This window comes from Tenacibaculum skagerrakense, assembly GCF_004345825.1.
Taxonomy (GTDB): domain Bacteria; phylum Bacteroidota; class Bacteroidia; order Flavobacteriales; family Flavobacteriaceae; genus Polaribacter; species Polaribacter skagerrakensis.
In genome coordinates, this window is record NZ_SLXM01000001.1 from 218587 (window position 1) to 238187 (window position 19601).

18 protein-coding genes are annotated in these 19601 nt (G+C 31.0%); 7 read left to right on the forward strand and 11 right to left on the reverse strand.

Annotated elements, in window-relative coordinates:
- Nucleotides 1-29: 29 nt before the first annotated feature.
- Nucleotides 30-587, reverse strand: a complete 558-nt coding sequence (locus EV195_RS00945; RefSeq protein ID WP_132791625.1) for a cation transporter — start codon at nucleotides 585-587, stop codon at nucleotides 30-32.
- Nucleotides 588-677: 90 nt separating this feature from the next.
- Here EV195_RS00945 and EV195_RS00950 point away from each other — a divergent pair, with 90 nt between their 5' ends.
- Nucleotides 678-1550, forward strand: a complete 873-nt coding sequence (locus tag EV195_RS00950) for a DMT family transporter (protein ID WP_132791628.1) — start codon at nucleotides 678-680, stop codon at nucleotides 1548-1550.
- Between the two features lie 53 nt (nucleotides 1551-1603).
- Here the strand turns inward: EV195_RS00950 and EV195_RS00955 are convergent, their stop codons facing one another.
- Nucleotides 1604-3652: a M16 family metallopeptidase gene (locus EV195_RS00955; protein WP_132791631.1), complete on the reverse strand. Its 2049-nt coding sequence runs from the start codon at nucleotides 3650-3652 to the stop codon at nucleotides 1604-1606.
- Between the two features lie 31 nt (nucleotides 3653-3683).
- Nucleotides 3684-4997 (reverse strand): M16 family metallopeptidase, encoded by a 1314-nt coding sequence (locus EV195_RS00960; protein ID WP_132791634.1) that lies wholly within the window; start codon nucleotides 4995-4997, stop codon nucleotides 3684-3686.
- Nucleotides 4998-5229: 232 nt separating this feature from the next.
- Between EV195_RS00960 and rplU the strand changes: the two genes are divergently transcribed.
- Both rplU and rpmA read left to right on the forward strand, forming a co-directional pair.
- Entirely contained in the window at nucleotides 5230-5724 is a 495-nt protein-coding gene (gene rplU / locus EV195_RS00965; RefSeq protein WP_132791637.1) for a 50S ribosomal protein L21, read from the forward strand.
- Nucleotides 5725-5748: 24 nt separating this feature from the next.
- Nucleotides 5749-6009 (forward strand): 50S ribosomal protein L27, encoded by a 261-nt coding sequence (rpmA, locus tag EV195_RS00970; protein ID WP_132791640.1) that lies wholly within the window; start codon nucleotides 5749-5751, stop codon nucleotides 6007-6009.
- A gap of 181 nt (nucleotides 6010-6190) precedes the next feature.
- Here rpmA and EV195_RS00975 read toward each other — a convergent pair whose 3' ends face one another.
- Together EV195_RS00975 and EV195_RS00980 are read right to left on the reverse strand one after the other, a co-directional pair.
- Complete coding sequence (locus EV195_RS00975; RefSeq protein ID WP_132791643.1) at nucleotides 6191-6847, reverse strand: HD domain-containing protein; 657 nt, start codon at nucleotides 6845-6847, stop codon at nucleotides 6191-6193.
- Nucleotides 6848-6909: 62 nt separating this feature from the next.
- Nucleotides 6910-7920 carry an aspartate-semialdehyde dehydrogenase gene (locus tag EV195_RS00980; RefSeq protein ID WP_132791646.1) on the reverse strand — a complete coding sequence of 337 codons (1011 nt, stop codon included), beginning with the start codon at nucleotides 7918-7920 and terminating at the stop codon, nucleotides 6910-6912.
- A 192-nt stretch (nucleotides 7921-8112) separates the two neighbouring features.
- Between EV195_RS00980 and trhO the strand changes: the two genes are divergently transcribed.
- Nucleotides 8113-9162, forward strand: a complete 1050-nt coding sequence (gene trhO, locus EV195_RS00985; RefSeq protein ID WP_132791649.1) for an oxygen-dependent tRNA uridine(34) hydroxylase TrhO — start codon at nucleotides 8113-8115, stop codon at nucleotides 9160-9162.
- Nucleotides 9163-9202: 40 nt separating this feature from the next.
- Nucleotides 9203-10285: a DNA polymerase IV gene (gene dinB / locus EV195_RS00990; protein ID WP_132791652.1), complete on the forward strand. Its 1083-nt coding sequence runs from the start codon at nucleotides 9203-9205 to the stop codon at nucleotides 10283-10285.
- Here the strand turns inward: dinB and EV195_RS00995 are convergent.
- From EV195_RS00995 to EV195_RS01020, 6 genes are all read right to left on the reverse strand, one after another.
- A complete protein-coding gene (locus EV195_RS00995; RefSeq protein WP_132791655.1) occupies nucleotides 10282-12222 on the reverse strand; it encodes a tetratricopeptide repeat-containing sensor histidine kinase in 1941 nt (646 codons plus the stop codon). The two genes, dinB and EV195_RS00995, sit on opposite strands and share 4 nt — an antisense overlap.
- A 1-nt stretch (nucleotide 12223) precedes the next feature.
- On the reverse strand, nucleotides 12224-12967 hold the full coding sequence (locus EV195_RS01000; RefSeq protein WP_132791658.1) for a LytR/AlgR family response regulator transcription factor: 744 nt from the start codon (nucleotides 12965-12967) through the stop codon (nucleotides 12224-12226).
- Nucleotides 12968-13128: 161 nt separating this feature from the next.
- Nucleotides 13129-13911, reverse strand: coding sequence for an enoyl-CoA hydratase/isomerase family protein (locus EV195_RS01005; protein ID WP_132791661.1), 783 nt, complete (start codon nucleotides 13909-13911; stop codon nucleotides 13129-13131).
- A 3-nt stretch (nucleotides 13912-13914) separates the two neighbouring features.
- Nucleotides 13915-15327, reverse strand: a complete 1413-nt coding sequence (locus EV195_RS01010) for a sensor histidine kinase (protein WP_132793270.1) — start codon at nucleotides 15325-15327, stop codon at nucleotides 13915-13917.
- Nucleotides 15328-15378: 51 nt separating this feature from the next.
- Nucleotides 15379-15909 carry a hypothetical protein gene (locus EV195_RS01015; protein WP_132791664.1) on the reverse strand — a complete coding sequence of 177 codons (531 nt, stop codon included), beginning with the start codon at nucleotides 15907-15909 and terminating at the stop codon, nucleotides 15379-15381.
- 3 nt (nucleotides 15910-15912) lie between these two features.
- Complete coding sequence (locus EV195_RS01020; RefSeq protein ID WP_132791667.1) at nucleotides 15913-17064, reverse strand: DNA polymerase III subunit; 1152 nt, start codon at nucleotides 17062-17064, stop codon at nucleotides 15913-15915.
- Nucleotides 17065-17189: 125 nt separating this feature from the next.
- On the opposite strand from EV195_RS01020, the gene EV195_RS01025 reads away from it, so the two are divergent.
- Entirely contained in the window at nucleotides 17190-17435 is a 246-nt protein-coding gene (locus tag EV195_RS01025) for a FeoA family protein (protein WP_132791670.1), read from the forward strand.
- Nucleotides 17422-19518, forward strand: coding sequence for a ferrous iron transport protein B (gene feoB, locus EV195_RS01030; RefSeq protein ID WP_132791673.1), 2097 nt, complete (start codon nucleotides 17422-17424; stop codon nucleotides 19516-19518). Before EV195_RS01025 ends, feoB begins: the two co-directional genes overlap by 14 nt.
- The last annotated feature ends 83 nt before the right edge of the window (nucleotides 19519-19601 follow it).

The following is a 19601-nucleotide window of genomic DNA, read 5'->3' on the forward strand; positions in this document are numbered from 1 at the left end:
AGGACGCTTTTCTTTAAAATGAATTTAAATTATGCTTTTTTATCAGCACAACATTCTTTCTTGCAATCTTCCGCACATGCTTGTTTGTTCGCCTCATTTGCACAGCATTCTTTTTTGCAATCTTCTGCACAGCTTTTAGCTTCTTTTGTTGCACAGCATTTATCTTTGCATTCTTTTGCACATGTTTTTTTATCGGCTTTAGCACATTCTTTGTCCTTACAGTCTTCAGAACATACTTTCATAGCAGATTCGCTAGCTTTATATGTATGACCATCACCAACTCCTTCTACAAAAGCAATTAAGCTGGCTTTGTCTATTTTAGTGGCATCATATTTAATAGTTGCTAAACTATCAGTAAAAACAACTTTAGCTTCTAAAACACCTTCTTTTTTAGCAAGCTTAGATTCAATTGTTTTAGCACATCCTATTTCACAAGACATCCCTGATACGTTTAAAGAAAGCATTTCTGCCTTAGCAACTGTAGTTTCTTTATTTTCTTTAGTCTCTTCTTTTTTTGCTTCTGATTTACAACTTGTAATGATAGAAGTTATTAAAAATAAGACGAATACTGATTTAAATAATTTCATTATAAACATCTATTAAATTATTACGCAAATTTATCAAAAAAAGATTCTAATGTGCTTAAAATAGACGAATTTTACTTTTTAAACGACGAGATGAATAAAAATCAATTTAAGTGGTTTGTACTACTGATGCTTTCTTTAATTTGGGGTAGTTCTTTTATTTTAATGAAGAAAGCACTTTTAGGTTTAAGTCCAATTCAAGTAGGAGCATTAAGAATTTTAATTACTGCTTTTTTTCTGTTGATAATTGGTTTTAAAAGCTTAAAAAAAATTAAGAAAGAACAATGGAAATATGTTTTTTTTAGCGCGCTTTTAGGAACTCTTTTTCCATCTTTCTTGTATGCTTTCGCTATTGATAAAATAGACAGTTCAATTGCTTCTATTCTTAATTCCTTAACTCCTTTCAATACACTTATTGTAGGAACTTTAGTTTTTGGGTTTATATTTCAAAAAAAACAGCTCATAGGAATTTTAATTGGTTTAGTTGGGACTTTAATTTTAATTATGAAAGGAGCAAGTTTAAATCCGAATCAAAATTATTGGTTTGCTTTGTTGCCTATTATTTCTTCTATTGGTTATGCTTTTAATGTGAATATTATTAAAAAGTATTTGCAAGATTTAGACGCCATAGCTATAACTACAGGGAATTTTATTTTGATTATAATTCCAGCATTTTTGGTGTTGTTTTTTACAGATTTCTTTTCTGCTTTTGAATTAAACGAAACTACAGAGCCTGCCTTGCTTTACATTCTTATTTTAGCTATCGTAGGAACTGGTTTTGCGAAAATAATGTTCAATAAATTAATTCAGATTTCTTCTCCTGTGTTTTCAGCATCTGTAACGTATTTAATTCCTATTGTAGCAGTAATGTGGGGAATTTTAGATGGAGAAAAATTAAGTGTAATTCAATTAGTTGCTGGAGTAATTATTTTATTTGGAGTTTATATGGTTAATAAAAACAAATAAAAAAAGAGCCGAAATATATTTTCGACTCTTTTAGTTTTTGAAGTTATTTCGATTTACTGAAAATCTGCGTCAGTAACACCTTCATTAACTTTAATTTCTTTTACTTCGAAGTTTAAGTCCATCGGACCTTGTTTTACACCTGTTTTATGAGGGAATTTAACTCCATTTACTTCTTTGTAATCGCTAAATGTTCTTGGAACTTTAACTTCTCCTTGAGGGCCTTTTGCAGTCGTTACGGCTTTTACCTTTAAACCAGACTTAACGTCATAAAAAATCTCAGTGTCTTTATATTTAATAACATAGGCATTGTTTCCATCGATAGGTTCAATTCTTACAAGTTCTCCAGCTTTATATGCTTCATCTTCAAAAGGAGATTTTCTAGCTTGTGCGTCTTCTAAATCTTTACCTTCTAACTCTTTTCTTCTACCTTGAGCTTCAGAATATCCTTTAGAACCATCAAAAACCTGCTTGCTAAATGTTTGTCCCATTCCAGAAACAACCACAGAAGTTTTATTTGGACTTGCTTGTTTACTCGTTAAAGTAAGTTCAATACCTTGAACCTGTGCATTAGAAACAATCATTACAGATTTAACAGCAGCAACTTTATCTTTACCACCAATAGCTTCAAAGTAGTTATCTACAACTGTGCTAGCAGTAACTCCTGCAGGAATTGGTAAACTCATTTCTGGCTTTGTAGTAGCGTTTCCTTCTTTGTCGAAATACTTAATAGCGTAATCAGAAGTTTTTTCTAAGTTTTTAAGAACTTCAATTCCTTTACCAGTAATAAAAACTCTAGCTTTATCTCCTCTGAAATATTTAATCGCAGCATTTTGAACATCGTCTAAAGTAACAGCATTGATGTTTTCTAAATATTTTTCATAGAAATCATTAGGTAAGTTGTAACGAGCAATGTTTAACGCAAAGTTAGCTACTGTTCTAGGCTTTTGAACATCCATTACAAAATCTCCAACATACTTAGCTTTTGCATTTTTTAACTCTTCTTCAGAAACTTTTTGATAACGAATTTTATTAATTTCTTTTTGTAATTCAACCATTGCGCTATCTGTAACCATGTTACGAACACTAGCTGTAGCTCTAAAAGTTCCTGCGTATCTACTTTGACTTAATCTTGAGTAAGATCCATAAGTATACCCTTTATCTTCTCTTAAGTTCATAAATAAACGAGCAGTACCACCACCACCTAAAATGTTGTTTGCTAATAAAGCAGCATAATAGTCATTATCTCCCAACGTTAAGTCAATATTGTTTACCACAGCAATTTCAGATTGAACTGCGTTTGGCATATCAATAAAGTTGATTTCAGTAGTTTCAGGGTTTGTAGCTTTTGGCATAGTGTAAGCAGGAATAGTTCCTTTTTTCCAATCACCAAATAATTCTGTAACTAGCTTCTTTGTTTCTTTTGGGTTGATGTCTCCAACAATTACTAAATAAGCATTGTTTGGTCTGTAATACGTATTGTAGTTATTTTTAACATCTTCTAACGTAATGTTTTTTACAGATTCAGGAGTTGTAAATTCTCCAAAAGGATGGTTTTTACCATACGTTAAATAATCTTCTACTCTACGAGCAATAGCAGTAACGTTTTTCTCGTTGTTTTTTAAACCTTCTAAAGTTCTTTCAACTTCTTTGTCAAATTCTTCTTGAGAAAAAACTGAGTTTTTAACTCCGTCTGCCATTAAGCCTAAAATTTCAGGAAAATATCTTTTTAATGAAGAAGCAAAAGCACCGCTTTGGAAAAAGTTTACATTAGCTCCTAAATAATCGATTTTTTCGTTGAAGTCATCTTTAGAAACAGACGTAGTTCCGTTTCCTAATAAACTTCCCATCATGCTAGATAAACCAGCTTTGTCTCCTTCAAAAACAGGTTTGTTGTCAATAGTTAAACTTGCAGAAGCTCTAGGTAATTTGTGGTTTTCAACCATAATTACTTGTAAGCCATTAGGAAGTTTAAATTTTTCTGGTTTTCCTAACTTAATTTTTGGCGCTGGTCCCGGTGTAGGTTGTTGGTTTAAATCTCTTTGAGCATTTACAGCAAACACCATTGCTAAAATTGCTACGAATGATAATATTTTTGTTTTCATGATTGTAGTTTCGTTCTTTTAGATATTGAAATTATTTCTTTGCTTCTGGTAAATATTCCATCACTAATCTTTGATTAGGATTTAAATATTTTCTAGCAACCTCTCTAATATCTTCTCTAGTAATAGATCTGAAAATATCAATTTCTGTATTGATTAAATTTGTGTCTCCATAAAGAACATTGTAACGAGCAAGTGAATTAGCAATACCTTCAACACTTGAGTTAGAGTTTACAAATCTGTTTTCAAATTGATTTTGTAATTTTTGATAATCTTTTTCAGAAATTAAATCGTTTTGAAGTTTTACAATTTCAGCATCAATTTCTTTAGTTAAATCAGCCAAAGAAACTTTTCCTAATGGTAATGCATATAGGATGTAAGTTCCGTAATCTTCTTGACTTAAATTGATAGCTCCCGCTTGTAAAGCCATTTTTTTATCATCAACTAATTTCTTGTATAAAACAGAGCTTCTACCAGTACTTAAATAAGAAGAAATCATGTCTAAAACTCTAGAATCTTTAGTCTTCATTGAAGGTGTTCTATAAGCTTGCATGATTGCTGGAATTTGAATGTTTGGATCATAAGCTTTTGCTTCTATTTGTTGTGTAATAGGATCTTCCTTTGGAAAATTTCTAGCAACTTCTTCACCTTTAGGAATTCTACCAAAATAATCTTGAATTAGTTTTTTAGCTTCTTTCACATCAATATCACCAGCAACAACTAAAGTAGCATTATTTGGTGTGTAAAATTTCTTGTTGAAAGCTAAAAACTCATCTAAAGTAGCAGCATCTAAGTGCTCCATTTTACCAATAGTAGTTCCTTTATATGGATGTTTTTTAAACATGTGTTTTTTCACATTCTCTAAGAAACGAGAGTACGGTTGGTTGTCTACACGTAATCTTTTCTCTTCTTTTACTACTTCATTTTGAGTATCAACACCATCTTGTTTAATAATTGGGTGTAATAAACGCTCAGATTCCATCCATAATCCTAATTCTAAGTTGTTAGAAGGGAAAATTTCATAATAATACGTTCTGTCATCAGTAGTGTTCGCATTATTTCTACCACCATTAGAAGAAACTATTTTAAACCAGTCTCCTTTTTTAATGTTCTTAGTTCCTTCAAAAAGTAAATGCTCAAAAAAGTGAGCCATACCTGTTCTGTCAGGTTGTTCGTCTTTAGCACCTACATGATACATTACCGAAGTTACTACTACTGGAGCAGAATTGTCTTTGTGTAAAATAACATGCATTCCGTTATTTAAATCATATTCTTCAAAAGCTACTTGTTGTGCTTTTGCAGAAAAAAAAGTAGCCACAGCAGTAAGCGTTAATATGGTTTTTTTCATCAGTTTTGATTTGATTATTTAATGATTTTTTGATTTGACGCAAATAAGTTCAGTTTGTTACATAAATAGTATCCTAAACTAAAAATATTTTTCATCAAAAATAAGAATTTATAAGGTATCAAATTATTTTAATTATAAAGTATTGTTTTACAGTAAAAAAACGTATATTTGCACCCGCATTTTAGTTAAAATGCTGTATATAATTAAAGTATAAAAAGCAAAACAAATTAGTATGTACGCAATCGTAGAGATAGCAGGGCAGCAGTTTAAAGTAGCAAAAGACCAAAAAGTATACGTTCACCGTTTACCAGAAGCAGAAGGTTCTAAAGTAACTTTTGACAAGGTAATGTTAATTGAAGACAAAGGTAATGTAACTATTGGCGCCCCAGCTATAGAAGGTGCAGGAGTAACTGCAAAGGTTTTAGGTCACTTAAAAGGAGACAAAGTAATCGTTTTCAAGAAAAAAAGAAGAAAAGGTTACAAAAAGAAAAATGGTCACCGTCAGTACTTAAGTGAAATTCAAATCGAAAGCATTGCTGCTTCAGGTGTTAAAGTTGAGCCAAAAGCAGAAGCTAAGAAAGAAGCTCCAGCTAAAGAAGCAAAAGCTGAATCTAATGATTTAAGTTCAATGACAGTTGCTGAATTAAAAGCTTTAGCTAAAGATAAAGGTATCGCAGGGTACACTTCTTTAAAAAAAGCTGAATTGATTGAAGCATTAAGTAAATAATTAACCTTTAAAAAACTATAAAAGATGGCTCATAAGAAAGGTGTCGGTAGTTCGAAGAACGGTCGTGAATCAGAATCGAAACGATTAGGAGTTAAAATTTTTGGAGGACAAGCTGCAATTGCAGGTAACATTATTGTTCGTCAAAGAGGAACACAACATAACCCGGGTGAAAATGTTTACATGGGTAAAGATCATACTTTACATGCTAAAGTTGATGGTATCGTTCAATTCCAAAAGAAAAGAGATAACAAATCATATGTTTCTATAGTTCCTTTCGAGGCTTAAGAAATTAACTGATTAAAATAAAAAAAACGCTCAATAATTACATTGAGCGTTTTTTTGTATATAGGGATTATTAAATAGGGTTTCTACAGTCGTAGTAGAGGTTAATCAATTGAACTGTTACAAATAAAATAACATTTTTTTTACAATCAGTTAACATAGGTTAATGACTGTGTTAAAAGTATTAATTTTTTGATTCCCACTCGTTAAAAAACTGCATTAAGAACAACTTCATAAAATGATGCCTACCTTTTGCTATTTCCTTGCCTGTTTCTGTATTCATCTTATCTTTTAACAAAAGGAGTTTTTCATAAAAGTGATTTATTGTTGGAGCTTTTGATTTTTTGTATTCCTCTTTTGTCATTTGTAAATTGGGTTTAATTTCTGGGTCGTATAAAGCTCTATTTTTAAATCCACCATAATTAAAACAGCGAGCAATACCAATAGCGCCAATGGCATCTAATCTATCGGCATCTTGGATAATATCTAGTTCAAGAGATTTGAATTTTTGTGTAAAATTTCCTCCTTTAAAAGAAATGTTTTCAATAATGTTTTTTACATGTTGAATAGTAGTCTCATCTACATTTTGACTTACAAGAAACTCTGTTGCTATTTTAGGTCCTACTGTTTCATCTCCATCATGAAATTTACTATCTGCGATATCATGAAGTAAAGCACCTAAGGAAACTATAAATATATCAGCGCCTTTTTCTTTAGCTGCAATGGATAAAGCATTTTTATATACTCTTTCTATATGAAAGTAGTCATGACCACCTTCAGCATCTTTTAGCTTTGATTTTACAAAATCAATAGTGTTTTGTATAATTTGTGTTTGCATCATATGCGAAAATAAAAAAATCCCGCCGTAAAGCAGGATTTTCAAATTATAAACAATATGTTACCTTATACAGATAAGGTAGGACTTTTAATTAAATTTTCAGAAGCTAAATATTCTGCAATTTGAATTGCGTTAGTTGCAGCTCCCTTACGTAAGTTATCAGAAACTATCCATAAGTTTAATGAATTAGGTTGTGATAAATCTCTTCGAATACGACCAACAAAAACTTCATCTTTACCATGAGCACTTAAAGGCATAGGGTATTCATTGTTTTCAATATTATCTTGTACAATAACACCAGGAGTTTGCGATAATACTTTTCGAACTTCTGTTAAATCAAAATCGTTTTCAAACTCAATATTTACCGATTCAGAGTGACCTCCAACTACAGGAATTCTAACCGCAGTAGCTGTAATACCTATACTTGGATCATTTAATATTTTATGAGTTTCTCTTGTTAATTTTAATTCCTCTTTTGTATAGCCTGCTTCTTCAAAAACATCACAATGAGGTAAAGCATTTTTATGAATAGGATGTGGGTAAGCAGTTTCCCCTTGAATACCATTTACTTCGTTTTCTAATTGCTGAACTGCTTTTACACCAGTTCCAGTAATTGATTGATAGGTAGAAATAACAAGCCTTTTCATTTTGTATTTTGAATGAAGTGGTGCTAATGCCATAACCATTTGTATAGTAGAACAGTTAGGGTTAGCAATAATCTTATCATTTTCAGTCAATTCACTAGCATTGATTTCAGGAACAATAAGTTTATTGTTAGGGTTCATTCTCCAAGCAGAAGAATTATCAATTACAGTTGTTCCTACTTCGGCGAATTTAGGAGCCCATTCTAAAGAGGTGTTTCCACCAGCTGAAAATAAAGCGATGTCTGGTTTTAAATTAACAGCATCTTGTAATCCAATAACAGAATAGGTTGTGCCATTAAATTCAACCTTTTTTCCTACTGATCTTTCAGAAGCTACCAAATACAATTCAGTAAAGTTAAAATTACGCTCTTTTAAAACTTGTAACATTACGTTACCTACCATTCCAGTTGCTCCTACTACAGCTACTCTCATAACAAAATATATTCTTTTGTTGTTAATACTTATTTCTTAATACAAATTTCAAAAAAAAAAGCTTTGTAATTACCTTGAAATTGAAAAATTTCACAAAATGTTTAATTTATAACAAATTGTTATTTTGCAATTAAAAAACTAAAAAATTACCTTTGTCCCTTAAAATATTGTTTAACTTAAAAAAAGTATAGCATGCAACTGTACAACAAGTTAAGCGCAGAGGAACGCGCTAAATTAATTGACGAAGCGGGAAAAGACCGTATCACTATTTCATTCTATCAATATTATAAGATAGAAAATCCACAACTCTTTAGAGATAAACTGTTTATCGAATGGGACAAGCTTGATGTTCTTGGTAGAACTTATGTTTCTTACGAAGGAATTAATGCACAAATATCTGTTCCTGCAGAAAATTTTTTAGCGTTAAAAGATCAGTTAGATAGTATTTCTTTTTTAAAAGATATTCGCTTAAATGTAGCTGTAGAGCAAGACAACAAATCATTTTTAAAACTTAAAATTAAAGTAAGAAATAAAATTGTTGCAGATGGTTTAAATGATAACACCTTTGATGTTACTAACAAAGGAGTTCACTTATCAGCTAAAGAATTCAATGAAATGTTGGCAGATCCAAACACGGTTTGTGTTGACATGCGTAATCATTACGAAAGTGAAATAGGACATTTTGAAGGAGCTGTTACTCCTGATGTAGATACTTTTAGAGATTCACTAGACATAATTGAAGAAGATTTAAAAGAACACAAAGAAGACAAAAATCTTTTAATGTATTGTACAGGAGGAATTCGATGTGAGAAAGCTTCTGCATACTATAAACACAAAGGGTTTAAAAATGTGTTCCAACTTGAAGGAGGAATTATAGAATATACTCGACAAGTTAAAGAAGAGAACTTAGAGAATAAATTTTTAGGAAAGAACTTTGTATTTGATCATCGAAGATCCGAGAGAATTTCTGATGATGTAATTTCTAATTGTCACCAATGTGGTAAACCTTGTGATACGCATACTAATTGTGCAAATGAAGGATGCCACTTATTATTCATTCAATGTGATGAATGTGCTGAAAAAATGGAAAATACATGTTCGGCAGAATGTCAAGAGATAATTCATTTACCTTACGAGGAGCAAAAAGCTAGACGTAAAGGAAAACATGCCAGTAATAAGATTTTCAAAAAAGGAAGATCAGAAAAGTTAAAGTTTCAAAAAGGTAACACTTGTAATGCATAAATAAGAGCGCTCATTTGAGCGCTTTTTTTAATTTTATAAAATGGAATTGCAACCACCATTTCGTAAAATTATTCATGTTGATATGGATGCATTTTATGCGTCTGTAGAGCAATTGGATAATCCTGATTTAAGAGGAAAGCCAGTTGCTGTTGGTGGAAGCGAAATAAGAGGAGTAGTTTCTGCTGCAAGTTATGAAGCTAGAAAGTTCGGTGTTCGATCTGCTATGAGTGGTGTATTAGCAAAAAAGAAATGTCCGCATATAATTTTTGTAAAACCTAGATTTTCAAGGTACAAAGAGATTTCATCTAAAATTCGTGAGATTTTTTATGATTATACGGATTTGGTAGAGCCCTTATCTTTAGATGAAGCCTATTTAGACGTTACAGAGAATAAAAAAGGAAATCCCTCAGCTAGTTTAATAGCTCAAGAAATTAGAGATCGTATTTGGCAAGAGCTGGAATTAAGGGCTTCAGCAGGGATTTCAATCAATAAGTTTTTAGCAAAAGTAGCTTCAGATATTAATAAGCCTAACGGACAAAAAACAATTAATCCAAATGAGGTTATCCCTTTTCTAGAACAATTACCTGTCGGAAAATTTTATGGTGTGGGTAAAGTTACTGCTGCTAAAATGCATAATAACGGAATTTTTACTGGGTTAGATTTAAAAAATAGATCTTTAGATGATTTGGTATTGCTTTTTGGGAAATCGGGCAAACATTATTATAATATTGTTAGAGGAATTCATAAAAGTGAGGTTAAACCAGATCTAGTAAGAAAATCAATTGCAGCCGAAAGAACCTTTAATGAAAATTTATCTTCTGAAGTATTTATGTTGAAAAAGCTTGAGTATATAGCAGAAGAACTCGAGCGAAGAATGGTTCGTTCTAAAACAAAAGGAAAAACAGTAACACTCAAAATAAAATATAGCGATTTTACACAACAAACTAGAAGTAAAACAGTTGACGATTTTCTTCAGAAAAAAGAAGAGTTCTATCCGTTAATTAAGGAACTGTTGCTTCAAGAGCGATTGAAAAACTCGGTAAGACTTTTAGGGATATCATTAAGTAATTTAGATACTGAGAAAAGAGAGCCAGTTTGGATTCAGTTAAAGTTTGAATTTTAAGCAATAGGAAATCGCAATGAAACCTTTGTTCCAGCTGGAGAGCCATCTTCGTTAGTAAGGTCATGATACGTTAACGAAAACTCATCATCGTAATCTTCAGAAAAAGTTTTTAATCTTTCTTTAGTCAAATCAATACCAATAGATTTTCTTTTTAAAGATTTACCTTCTTTAATTTTAGCTGCAGCACTTCTACCAATTCCGTTGTCAATAATATTAACTTCAACCACAGTATCTGAAACTTTATTAGCTGTGAGTGTTATTTTTTTATTGCTTTCTTTTGAAGAAAGACCATGCCAAAGCGCATTTTCAAGGAAAGGTTGAAGTATTAACGGAGGTACTTTTATAGTATCCGTATTCATACTAGGGTTAATATCAACTTGATAATTTATTTCATTTGAAAAACGAATATTTTCAATACTCATATACAAGTCCATCGTAGCAAGTTCTTCTTTAAGGCTTACTTCTTTAATTTTAGAAACGTCTAATATGTTACGAATGAGTTTTGAAAACTTATTTAAGTAATATACCGCTTGTTTTTGCTCGTTGTTTATAATGTATAGTTTTATAGAATTTAATGCATTAAAAATAAAATGAGGATTCATTTGTGTTTGTAATGCTTGTTGTTCTAACAATAAAATTTTTCGATCATTATTAAGTAAACGCTGTCTGTAAATTGAGTATAGTGCAATACTTAATAAAGCAATTGTAATAAGCGTAATAATTAAAATGTTTCTATTTCTATAAAATTGTAATGATTCGATTTCAGATTGAGTTTCTAAAAAAGCAATCTCATTAATTTTAGATTGTAAATCGTGTTTAGAGATTAAATTATTAACGTAGGCAATGTTTTTCTGCCCCACAGTTTCTCTTTCAATATCTACCGATTTTTTATAATAACTGTATGCTAAGTCAAACTTTTCTTGTGTTTCATATAGTTCTGCTAAAGAGCCAGTAGCTGCAATTTCACTTTTCGTAAAATTATACTTTTTAGATAATTCATGCCCTTCTTTTAGCTTCAGTTCGGCTTCTTCTAACTGATCGTTTTTTAATAAAGCTGCCCCATAATTTGCAAGAGTTCGAGCTAAATAGTAGTTGTTGTTGTAATCTAAAACAGTAGGATATATTTGCTCGACATATTCTAGGGATTTTTTATACTCTCCCTTTTTTAGATAAACACTGCTAAGGTTGTTGTAGCAAATTATTTTTCCTCTTGTAGAATTTATACTTTCATTAACTTCAAGAGATTTTTTATAATTTTCGATAGCTTCATCAAATAATAATAATTTTTCTTGAGCAAAACCGATGTTTTCGTAGTTAATTGCCAAGCCTAATTCGTTATTTAACTCTTTGGATATTTCAATAGATTTTTCAAACTCATTTAGCGCCAAATTATATTGTTGTAACGCTAAATAAATATTACCAATACTATTTATTGAAATGCTATTAATTTTTTTGTTATCATAACTTTTGCTATTAATTCTTTTTGAGATAGAAAGGGCAGCTTGATGACAATTCAAGGCGTTTCTAACATCGTCACTTCTACGATAACAAGCTCCTAATAAATTAAGAGTAAAAGCTTCAATTTCAGGAAGGTTCTTTTTCTTAGAAAGTTCTATTGCTTTTTTATAATGCTTTACAGACAACTCATAATTTGATTCTTGTCTTAAAATAAGACCGATGTTATTGTGAGCTGCTATTTGACCAATTATATAGCCATTGTTAAGGCTTAACTCTAGTAGCTTTATGCTTTTTTCTTTGTTATGAACTTTTTTATTAGTTAAATCATATAACAGAGAATCAATTTCAAAGTAGTTATTAGATTTTTCTTTAAAATACTTTAAGATAAGTTCGGAAGTAGCTTCATCACTTTCTTTATCTTGAGAAAAGATTAAGAAAGGAGATAAAAGAAAAAGAAATAATATACCTTTTTTTGTCATTTTAAAATTTATCTAGAAACTCAGTTTTTTTCTGTCTAGAAACAGGAATTTTATGATTCATTTCTAAAATTACATACCCATCCGTCTTATAATATTCTTTTACTTTATTTAAATTGATAATGTACGAATTATGAATTCTAAAAAACATATCTTCAGGAAGTAAGCTATTTACTTCTTTAAGTTTTTTAGTAACTACTATTTTTTTTGCATCTGTAGTATGAATTGAACTATAATTACCATCCGACTCAACACAAACTATTTCATCTGGCTTAAGAAAAATTAGTTTTCCGTCTGCATTTATTACTATCTTCTTTTCGGAAAGACGTTGGTTAAAATTAAAAAGGATTTTTTCAAACTTTTGATCAGTGTCTACTTTGGCAATTCTTGTATTAAATTTAGTAACCTTTTTTAAACATTGTTCTAAATCGTCAGTATCTACAGGCTTCAGAAGATAATCAATCGCCTCTTTTTTAAGTGCTTCAATAGCATACTCATTGTAAGCAGTTGTAATAACAATAGCAAAATCCTTTCTAGGAAGCTTTTCGATAAACTGAAAACCATCCATTGTTGGCATTTCAATATCTAGAAACAAACAATCAATTTCGTTGTTATTTATAAAGTCTAAAGCTTTTTCAGGATTAGAAAAAGTATTTGCTATTTCAACTTCATCGTTAAAGTTTGAAAGCTCCCAGGACAAGCTTTTAATAGCCTTGTCTTCATCGTCAACAATTATCGCCTTAAGCATATTTACAGGAAATATATATTTTTTGCAATTTATACAAAAAAAACGACCACTCATACATTTTGATCATTTTTTTGTTAAAATTCTACAAGAAAAATCAAAAACAAACGTTGCAGAATGAATTATTCATAAAAAAGGCTTACAAACTGTAAGCCTTTTTAAATTTATTTATTTGGAAAATTTGCCTTTCTTTTTTCTAAAAATGCAGTAGTACCCTCTTTAAAATCTTCTGTGCCGAAACAAGCTCCAAACTGTTCAATTTCAGATTCAAAACCATTCTTTCCGTCTTTAAAACCATCGTTTACAGCTTTGATCGCTTTACCAATTGCTACAGAGGAATTATTAGTAATTTTAGCAGCTAATTTTTCACCTAATGCAACTAACTCATTTTGAGGAACTACGTAATTAACTAAACCGTAGCTTTTAGCTTCTTCAGCAGAAATCATTCCGGCTGTCATAATTAGTTCCATTGCCTTTCCTTTACCAATTAATTGAGGTAATCTTTGTGTTCCTCCATAACCAGGAATTACTCCTAATGAAGTTTCTGGTAATCCCATCTTAGCATTGTCTGATGCAATTCTAAAGTGACAAGACATTGCTAATTCTAAACCACCACCTAATGCAAATCCGTTTACTAACGCTATTACTGGAGTTGATAAATTCTCAACAAAGTCAAATAACAACTCTTGTCCTTTTGCAGCTAATTTTCCTCCTTCATTAACAGAAAAATGAGCAAATTCAGAGATGTCAGCACCCGCAACAAAAGCTTTTTCACCACTCCCGGTAAGTAAAATAACTTTAATGTCTTTATTTTCTTCTAAACTTTTAAACGCTACATGAAGTTCTTCTATAGTATCCTTATTTAGTGCGTTTAATTTTTTTGGTCTGTTTATAGTGACCTTAGCTAAATTATTTTCTACCTCTACAAGTATGTTTTCAAAGTTCATAAGTTAAGTTTTTGGTAAAGTTACAGTAAATACTGTACCTATGCCATAGGTTGATGAAAAAGTTATAGTACCATTATAGGCTTCAATAATATTTTTAATCATAGGCAAACCAAGACCCATACCACTTGTTTTTGTGGTAAATTTTGGTTCAAAAATCATTTTTTTATTTTCTTCAAGAATTCCTTTTCCATTATCAGAAACTGTAATAACAACATTTTCATCCAGAGAAAATACTTTTACTTCAATTTTAGGATTTTCATTATCTCCTTTAATAGCTTGAGTAGCATTTTTTACAAGATTGGTAATGATTCTAATTAATTGCGTTTTATCTAAATAAGCAAATAGTTTTTCTTCCTGAGGAATGTAGTGTATGTACTCTTCATTAAAAATATCAAGAGCATGTTTCACAACAGCTACAACATTAATATCTTCTTTTCGCTGTGTTGGCATTTTAGCAAAATCAGAGAAGGCAGAGGCAATAGAACTCATTACATCAATTTGTTGAATTAAAGTTTCACTGTATTCTGCTATTTTCTCTTTAATATTAGCATCTGTAGGATCAAATTTTCTCTGAAAACTCTGAACAGTCAATCGCATTGGAGTTAGCGGATTTTTTATCTCATGAGCCACTTGTTTTGCCATTTCTCTCCAAGCTTGCTCACGCTCACTTTGTGCGAGTTTTACAGCGCTATCTTCCAATTGATCTATCATATTATTATAAGCATCTACTAAAGAATTAATTTCTGAACTAGCGGCATATAATGTGATTTTTTCATTTCGTTTATTTAATCGAGTTTCTTTTATTTTATTAGAGATTGTTTGAATCGATCGGGTAATATAACTTGATAAAAAATAGGCTAATGCGATTGCGGCAATAAACATTAAAATGTATACGACTAACAAACGAGCCATAAACTCTTCTAATTCTTTTTCTTGCTCTTCGTTGTCTTGAGCCATCTTCAATTCTAAAACACCAATTCTTTTATACCTAAGATCATTAATGTAGGTATAAGAAGAAATATAAGAAATGTTATTCTCGTTTCGGGTTTTTAATATTCTATGATTTGAATTGTTAGCAAGTTCATTGACAATCTTTTTTGAAAGTGGAATTTCTTCAACTTTTTCAAAATCATATGGAATTGAAGATTTTAAAGGCTTTCCATTCATATCATACATTGAGATTGTAATTTTATGAATTTCAGCCATTTCATAAATTCGATCTTGAAATATTTTAGAAAGATTCTCAGTCGTTACAGGATAGGTAGTCTTTCTTTTTAATTCAATATCAATATTATGTCGTGTGGCACTTTCTTTTCTTCCAAAACGATGAAGGTTGTAATCTTTGGTTTGCTCATCGTATTGATAAATAGTTACACTAGCAATTAGTATAGATGCTAAAAGCACCAATAGAATCATCGAAATAAAAATTCGAATTCTAAGTGAGATGTTGTTCAGACTTAACAAGTTTTATTCTAGTTTTTTTGATTTCATAGTTAATATATCGTCCAATTCCTGGTCATCATCCCAATCGTAAATTACAGTAGCATCAAATCCTTCTTCTGTTTGAGTAACCGCATACCAAGCTTGAACTTGTTTGCCTAGATAAGGATAATCTACATACAAGCTATCTCCTTTGGTTTTCCATTTTCCACTAGTTTCACCAACTCTAGTTCCATCAGGTTGTTTAAACCAAGCAACAAAAGTCCCATCGTTATTATAGGTAGATTGTGCTCTTCCAGAATTTGGATTGCTAAAATCATCTTCAAAAACAAAAGAACTGTCTGCTTTTTGATAGGTTGGATATTCAATTTTTATGTAAGATGTTTCCCAGTTCCCTAACATATATTCGTTTAGCAATTTTTTTTGACTAGTTTGAAGTGTTTCTGAATTTTTTTCGATAGTAATCTCTTCTGGTTTTTCAGATTCTTTTTTCTCCTGCTTACACGCAGCAAAAATTAGTCCAATTAATAAGATTGAGGTAAAAAAGTGAAATTTCATAATTTATGTGTTAAGATTTTGTTCTTTGGTATGTAATAATCTGGTAAGTTTTATAGATAGATCTAATAAAATAATTTTAGCATTACCATTTCTTTCAATATGGTATTGGGCATCATTTAATTCTTTTTCAATAGAAAGAATATTTCCACTATGAATAAATGGCGCAAACTTTTCTAATTTGAAATTTGCTGTTTGTGGAGTTAAATATACTAAATCGGGTGTTCCGTAATTTAGGAGTAAGGCTTGTCTAAAAAAATGTAGACAATACTGTATAAATTGTTTTTGAGTTTCTCTTCCAGACTTAGAAATAGCTTCACTCCAATTAATCAAATCTTGAATTACAGCTGCATTTCCTTTAGCTTTAAAAGCACTACGAATCCAAGTTATAAACCATTCTTCAAAAACTAAATCGTTAGAATCTTTGTGTAATAAATGTAAGGCTTTATTAAAATTACCTTCACTTTGTTGGGCAATTCTCATGGCTTCATTGTGGGAAATCTCATGCTTGTTAACCAATTCATTTGCAATGTCACTTTCTGTTAAAGCAGGAAAATGAAGTGCTTGACAACGAGATTTAATAGTATTGATAATCTGACCTTCGTCTTCAGCGACTAATAAAAAAATAGTTTTTGCAGGAGGTTCTTCAATGAGCTTTAATAATTTATTTGAGGCAGCAACATTCATTTTTTCAGCCATCCAAATTATCATCACTTTAAAACCGCCTTCATATGATTTTAGAGATAGTTTTTTTACAATATCTTCAGCTTCATCAACACCAATTTGACCTTGTTTGTTTTCAACTCCAATATGCTTTAGCCAATCAAATAAGCTTCCATAAGGATTACCAAAAAGAAAGTCGCGCCATTCTTCTAAAAATAAATTACTTATCGGATGATTTTTTACAGCGTCTGTAGTAGTAACTGGAAAAGCAAAATGTAAATCAGGGTGCTGTAATTTTTCACACTTTATTTTGCTGGCATCTGGGTTATTAGAAGAGCTAGAAAGCAGTAATTGAGCATAGGCAACAGCAGTTGCTAAAGTACCTGAACCTTCATTTCCAACAAATAATTGAGCATGTGGAATTCTACCGCTTTCAACAGAAGCAGTTAAATGTTTTTTTATGTGCTCTAGACCTATGATTTTGTCGAATGTCATACGACAAATATACTATTTATGTTAACAGCGAAAAATCACTTCTTTAGAACCATTCTAATTTAGTATATTTGCATTTCATTAGAGTTCCCGCATTGGCGGGAATTGTAGTATTAAAAAGCGTTTCTTTGAATACAATAGCATCATTAAAAATAGGAGAATCTGGTATAATATCAGATGAAAATAAACACTCGATTCCTTTAAAATTATTAGAAATGGGTTGTTTGCCTGGAGTTGAAGTTACCTTGCTTCAAATAGCACCTTTAAATGATCCAATGTACATTGTGGTTAACGGAAGCCATTTAGCCATTCGAAAAGAAACAGCTTCAAAAATAAAATTGATGAATCTAGAAACTCAAGATTGTGAAAGATAGTATTCAGGTATCATTAATTGGAAACCCTAACACAGGGAAAACATCTTTGTTTAATAGATTAACAGGGTTAAATCAAAAAGTAGGTAATTACCCAGGAATTACGGTTGATAAAAAGCAAGGTACGTGTAAGTTAACTTCGGAAGTAAAAGCGGTTATTACAGATTTACCAGGAACGTATAGTATAAATCCAACATCTATAGACGAAAGTATTGTTTTAAAAGTTTTAAATAACACAAAAGGAGAAAATTATCCTGATGTTATTTTGTTTGTGGCAGATGTAGAAAATTTAAAACGAAATCTTTTACTATTTACACAAGTTCAAGATTTAGGTGTGCCTACGGTTTTAGCTATTAATATGGTTGATGAAATGGGGAAGAAAGGAATCTCTATTGATACCGAACAACTTGAAAAAGAATTGCAAACAAAAGTTGTTTTAGTTTCTGCTAAAAAAAATGATGGGATCTCTGAAATGAAAGAGCTTTTAGCCAATCCAGCTTCTTTACCGTTAGGATATAATTTTTCATCAATTACCGCTAAAATAAATGAACAATATTTTTCAGAGCTACAAAAAGTAAACCCTAATGCTTCTTTGTATGAATTATGGTTGTCAGTAACTCAAAAATCATTTTTAACAAACTCAAAAGAGGATTTTTCAAGTTTTTTAGATGATGTAACTCAACTTAAAAAATATCAGCAAAAAGAAACAATTTATAGATACCAGAGAATTAATGAAATTCTAAAAAAGACCTATACACTTGATCGATCAAAAGCAACAGATGTTCGTAGTCGTTTAGATAGAATTTTTACACATAAGTTTTTTGGGTATTTTATTTTCTTCGGAATCTTATTACTCATTTTTCAATCGATATTTGATTGGGCAACTGTTCCGATGGATTATATCGACGGTGTTTTTGGAAGTTTGTCAGAATCATTGAAAGCGCAGTTACCTGAAGGAATGTTTACTAGTTTACTTACTGATGGAGTAATTCCTGGAATAGGAGGAGTCGTAATTTTTATTCCACAAATTGCCATTTTATTTTTCTTAATTGCCATTTTGGAAGAGTCAGGTTATATGAGTCGTGTTGTGTTTCTGATGGACAAAATTATGAGACGTTTTGGATTAAGTGGAAAAAGCGTTATTCCATTAATTTCAGGAACGGCATGTGCAATTCCTGCTATTATGGCAACCAGAACTATTACAAGTTGGAAAGAACGATTAATTACCATTTTAGTAACACCGTTTACAACCTGTTCTGCAAGATTACCTGTGTATGCAATTTTAATTGCTATTATCATTCCTGATAAAAAAGTATTCGGGATATTTAATTTACAAGGTTTAACCTTACTTGGATTATATGTTTTAGGGTTTTCGGCGGCATTAATTGCTGCTTATGTGTTAAACAAAGTTTTAAAAATGAAGAGTAAATCGCTTTTTGTAATTGAAATGCCCGATTATAAAATTCCGTCGTTAAAGAATGTGTTATTTTCAGTAATTGAAAAGACAAAGAGTTTTGTGTTTGATGCGGGTAAAATTATTCTTTCGATTTCAATTATTTTATGGTTTTTGGCAACTCACGGTCCATCTTCATATTACGAAGTTGAAGAAAAGGTAAAAACTGAATTAGCTTCTCAAAATTTATCAGAGCAAGAGTTAGAACAACTAATTGCTTCAGTAAAAATGGAGAATTCTTTTATTGGAATTGCAGGTAAAACTATTGAGCCAGTTGTAAAACCAATGGGTTACGATTGGAAATTAGGAATTGGTTTAATAGCCTCTTTTGCTGCAAGAGAAGTATTTATAGGAACCTTAGCAACTATTTATAGCATTGAAGGAGTAGAAGACGAAGGAACCATAAAAGAGCGAATGCAGGCTGAAATCAATCCAGATACTGGAGAAAAACGATTTGATTTTGCAACGGGAATGTCGTTATTAATTTTCTATGTGTTTGCGATGCAATGTATGGCTACATTAGCCGTTGTAAAACGAGAAACGAAAAGTTGGAAATGGCCAGTAGTTCAATTAGTAGCCATGGGAATTATAGCCTACTCATCGGCAACATTAGTCTATCAATTTTTATCATAAGATGATTCAGCAAATCATCACATATGCAATCATAGTTTTAGCCTTTTTATTTTTAGGAAAAAAGTTCTTTTACACACCTAAAA

Excerpts from the sequence above, each read along its gene's own strand:
- EV195_RS01015 (WP_132791664.1), bottom strand. The coding sequence starts at position 15,909 with ATGAAATTTCACTTTTTTACCTCAATCTTATTAATTGGACTAATTTTT.
- EV195_RS00995 (WP_132791655.1), bottom strand. The coding sequence starts at position 12,222 with ATGACAAAAAAAGGTATATTATTTCTTTTTCTTTTATCTCCTTTCTTA.
- rpmA (WP_132791640.1), top strand. The coding sequence starts at position 5,749 with ATGGCTCATAAGAAAGGTGTCGGTAGTTCGAAGAACGGTCGTGAATCA.
- EV195_RS00955 (WP_132791631.1), bottom strand. The coding sequence starts at position 3,652 with ATGAAAACAAAAATATTATCATTCGTAGCAATTTTAGCAATGGTGTTT.
- EV195_RS00950 (WP_132791628.1), top strand. The coding sequence starts at position 678 with ATGAATAAAAATCAATTTAAGTGGTTTGTACTACTGATGCTTTCTTTA.
- EV195_RS01005 (WP_132791661.1), bottom strand. The coding sequence starts at position 13,911 with ATGAACTTTGAAAACATACTTGTAGAGGTAGAAAATAATTTAGCTAAG.
- EV195_RS00980 (WP_132791646.1), bottom strand. The coding sequence starts at position 7,920 with ATGAGAGTAGCTGTAGTAGGAGCAACTGGAATGGTAGGTAACGTAATG.
- rplU (WP_132791637.1), top strand. The coding sequence starts at position 5,230 with ATGTACGCAATCGTAGAGATAGCAGGGCAGCAGTTTAAAGTAGCAAAA.
- EV195_RS01020 (WP_132791667.1), bottom strand. The coding sequence starts at position 17,064 with ATGACATTCGACAAAATCATAGGTCTAGAGCACATAAAAAAACATTTA.
- dinB (WP_132791652.1), top strand. The coding sequence starts at position 9,203 with ATGGAATTGCAACCACCATTTCGTAAAATTATTCATGTTGATATGGAT.
- EV195_RS00975 (WP_132791643.1), bottom strand. The coding sequence starts at position 6,847 with ATGATGCAAACACAAATTATACAAAACACTATTGATTTTGTAAAATCA.
- EV195_RS01010 (WP_132793270.1), bottom strand. The coding sequence starts at position 15,327 with ATGATTCTATTGGTGCTTTTAGCATCTATACTAATTGCTAGTGTAACT.
- EV195_RS00960 (WP_132791634.1), bottom strand. The coding sequence starts at position 4,997 with ATGAAAAAAACCATATTAACGCTTACTGCTGTGGCTACTTTTTTTTCT.
- trhO (WP_132791649.1), top strand. The coding sequence starts at position 8,113 with ATGCAACTGTACAACAAGTTAAGCGCAGAGGAACGCGCTAAATTAATT.
- EV195_RS00945 (WP_132791625.1), bottom strand. The coding sequence starts at position 587 with ATGAAATTATTTAAATCAGTATTCGTCTTATTTTTAATAACTTCTATC.
- EV195_RS01000 (WP_132791658.1), bottom strand. The coding sequence starts at position 12,967 with ATGCTTAAGGCGATAATTGTTGACGATGAAGACAAGGCTATTAAAAGC.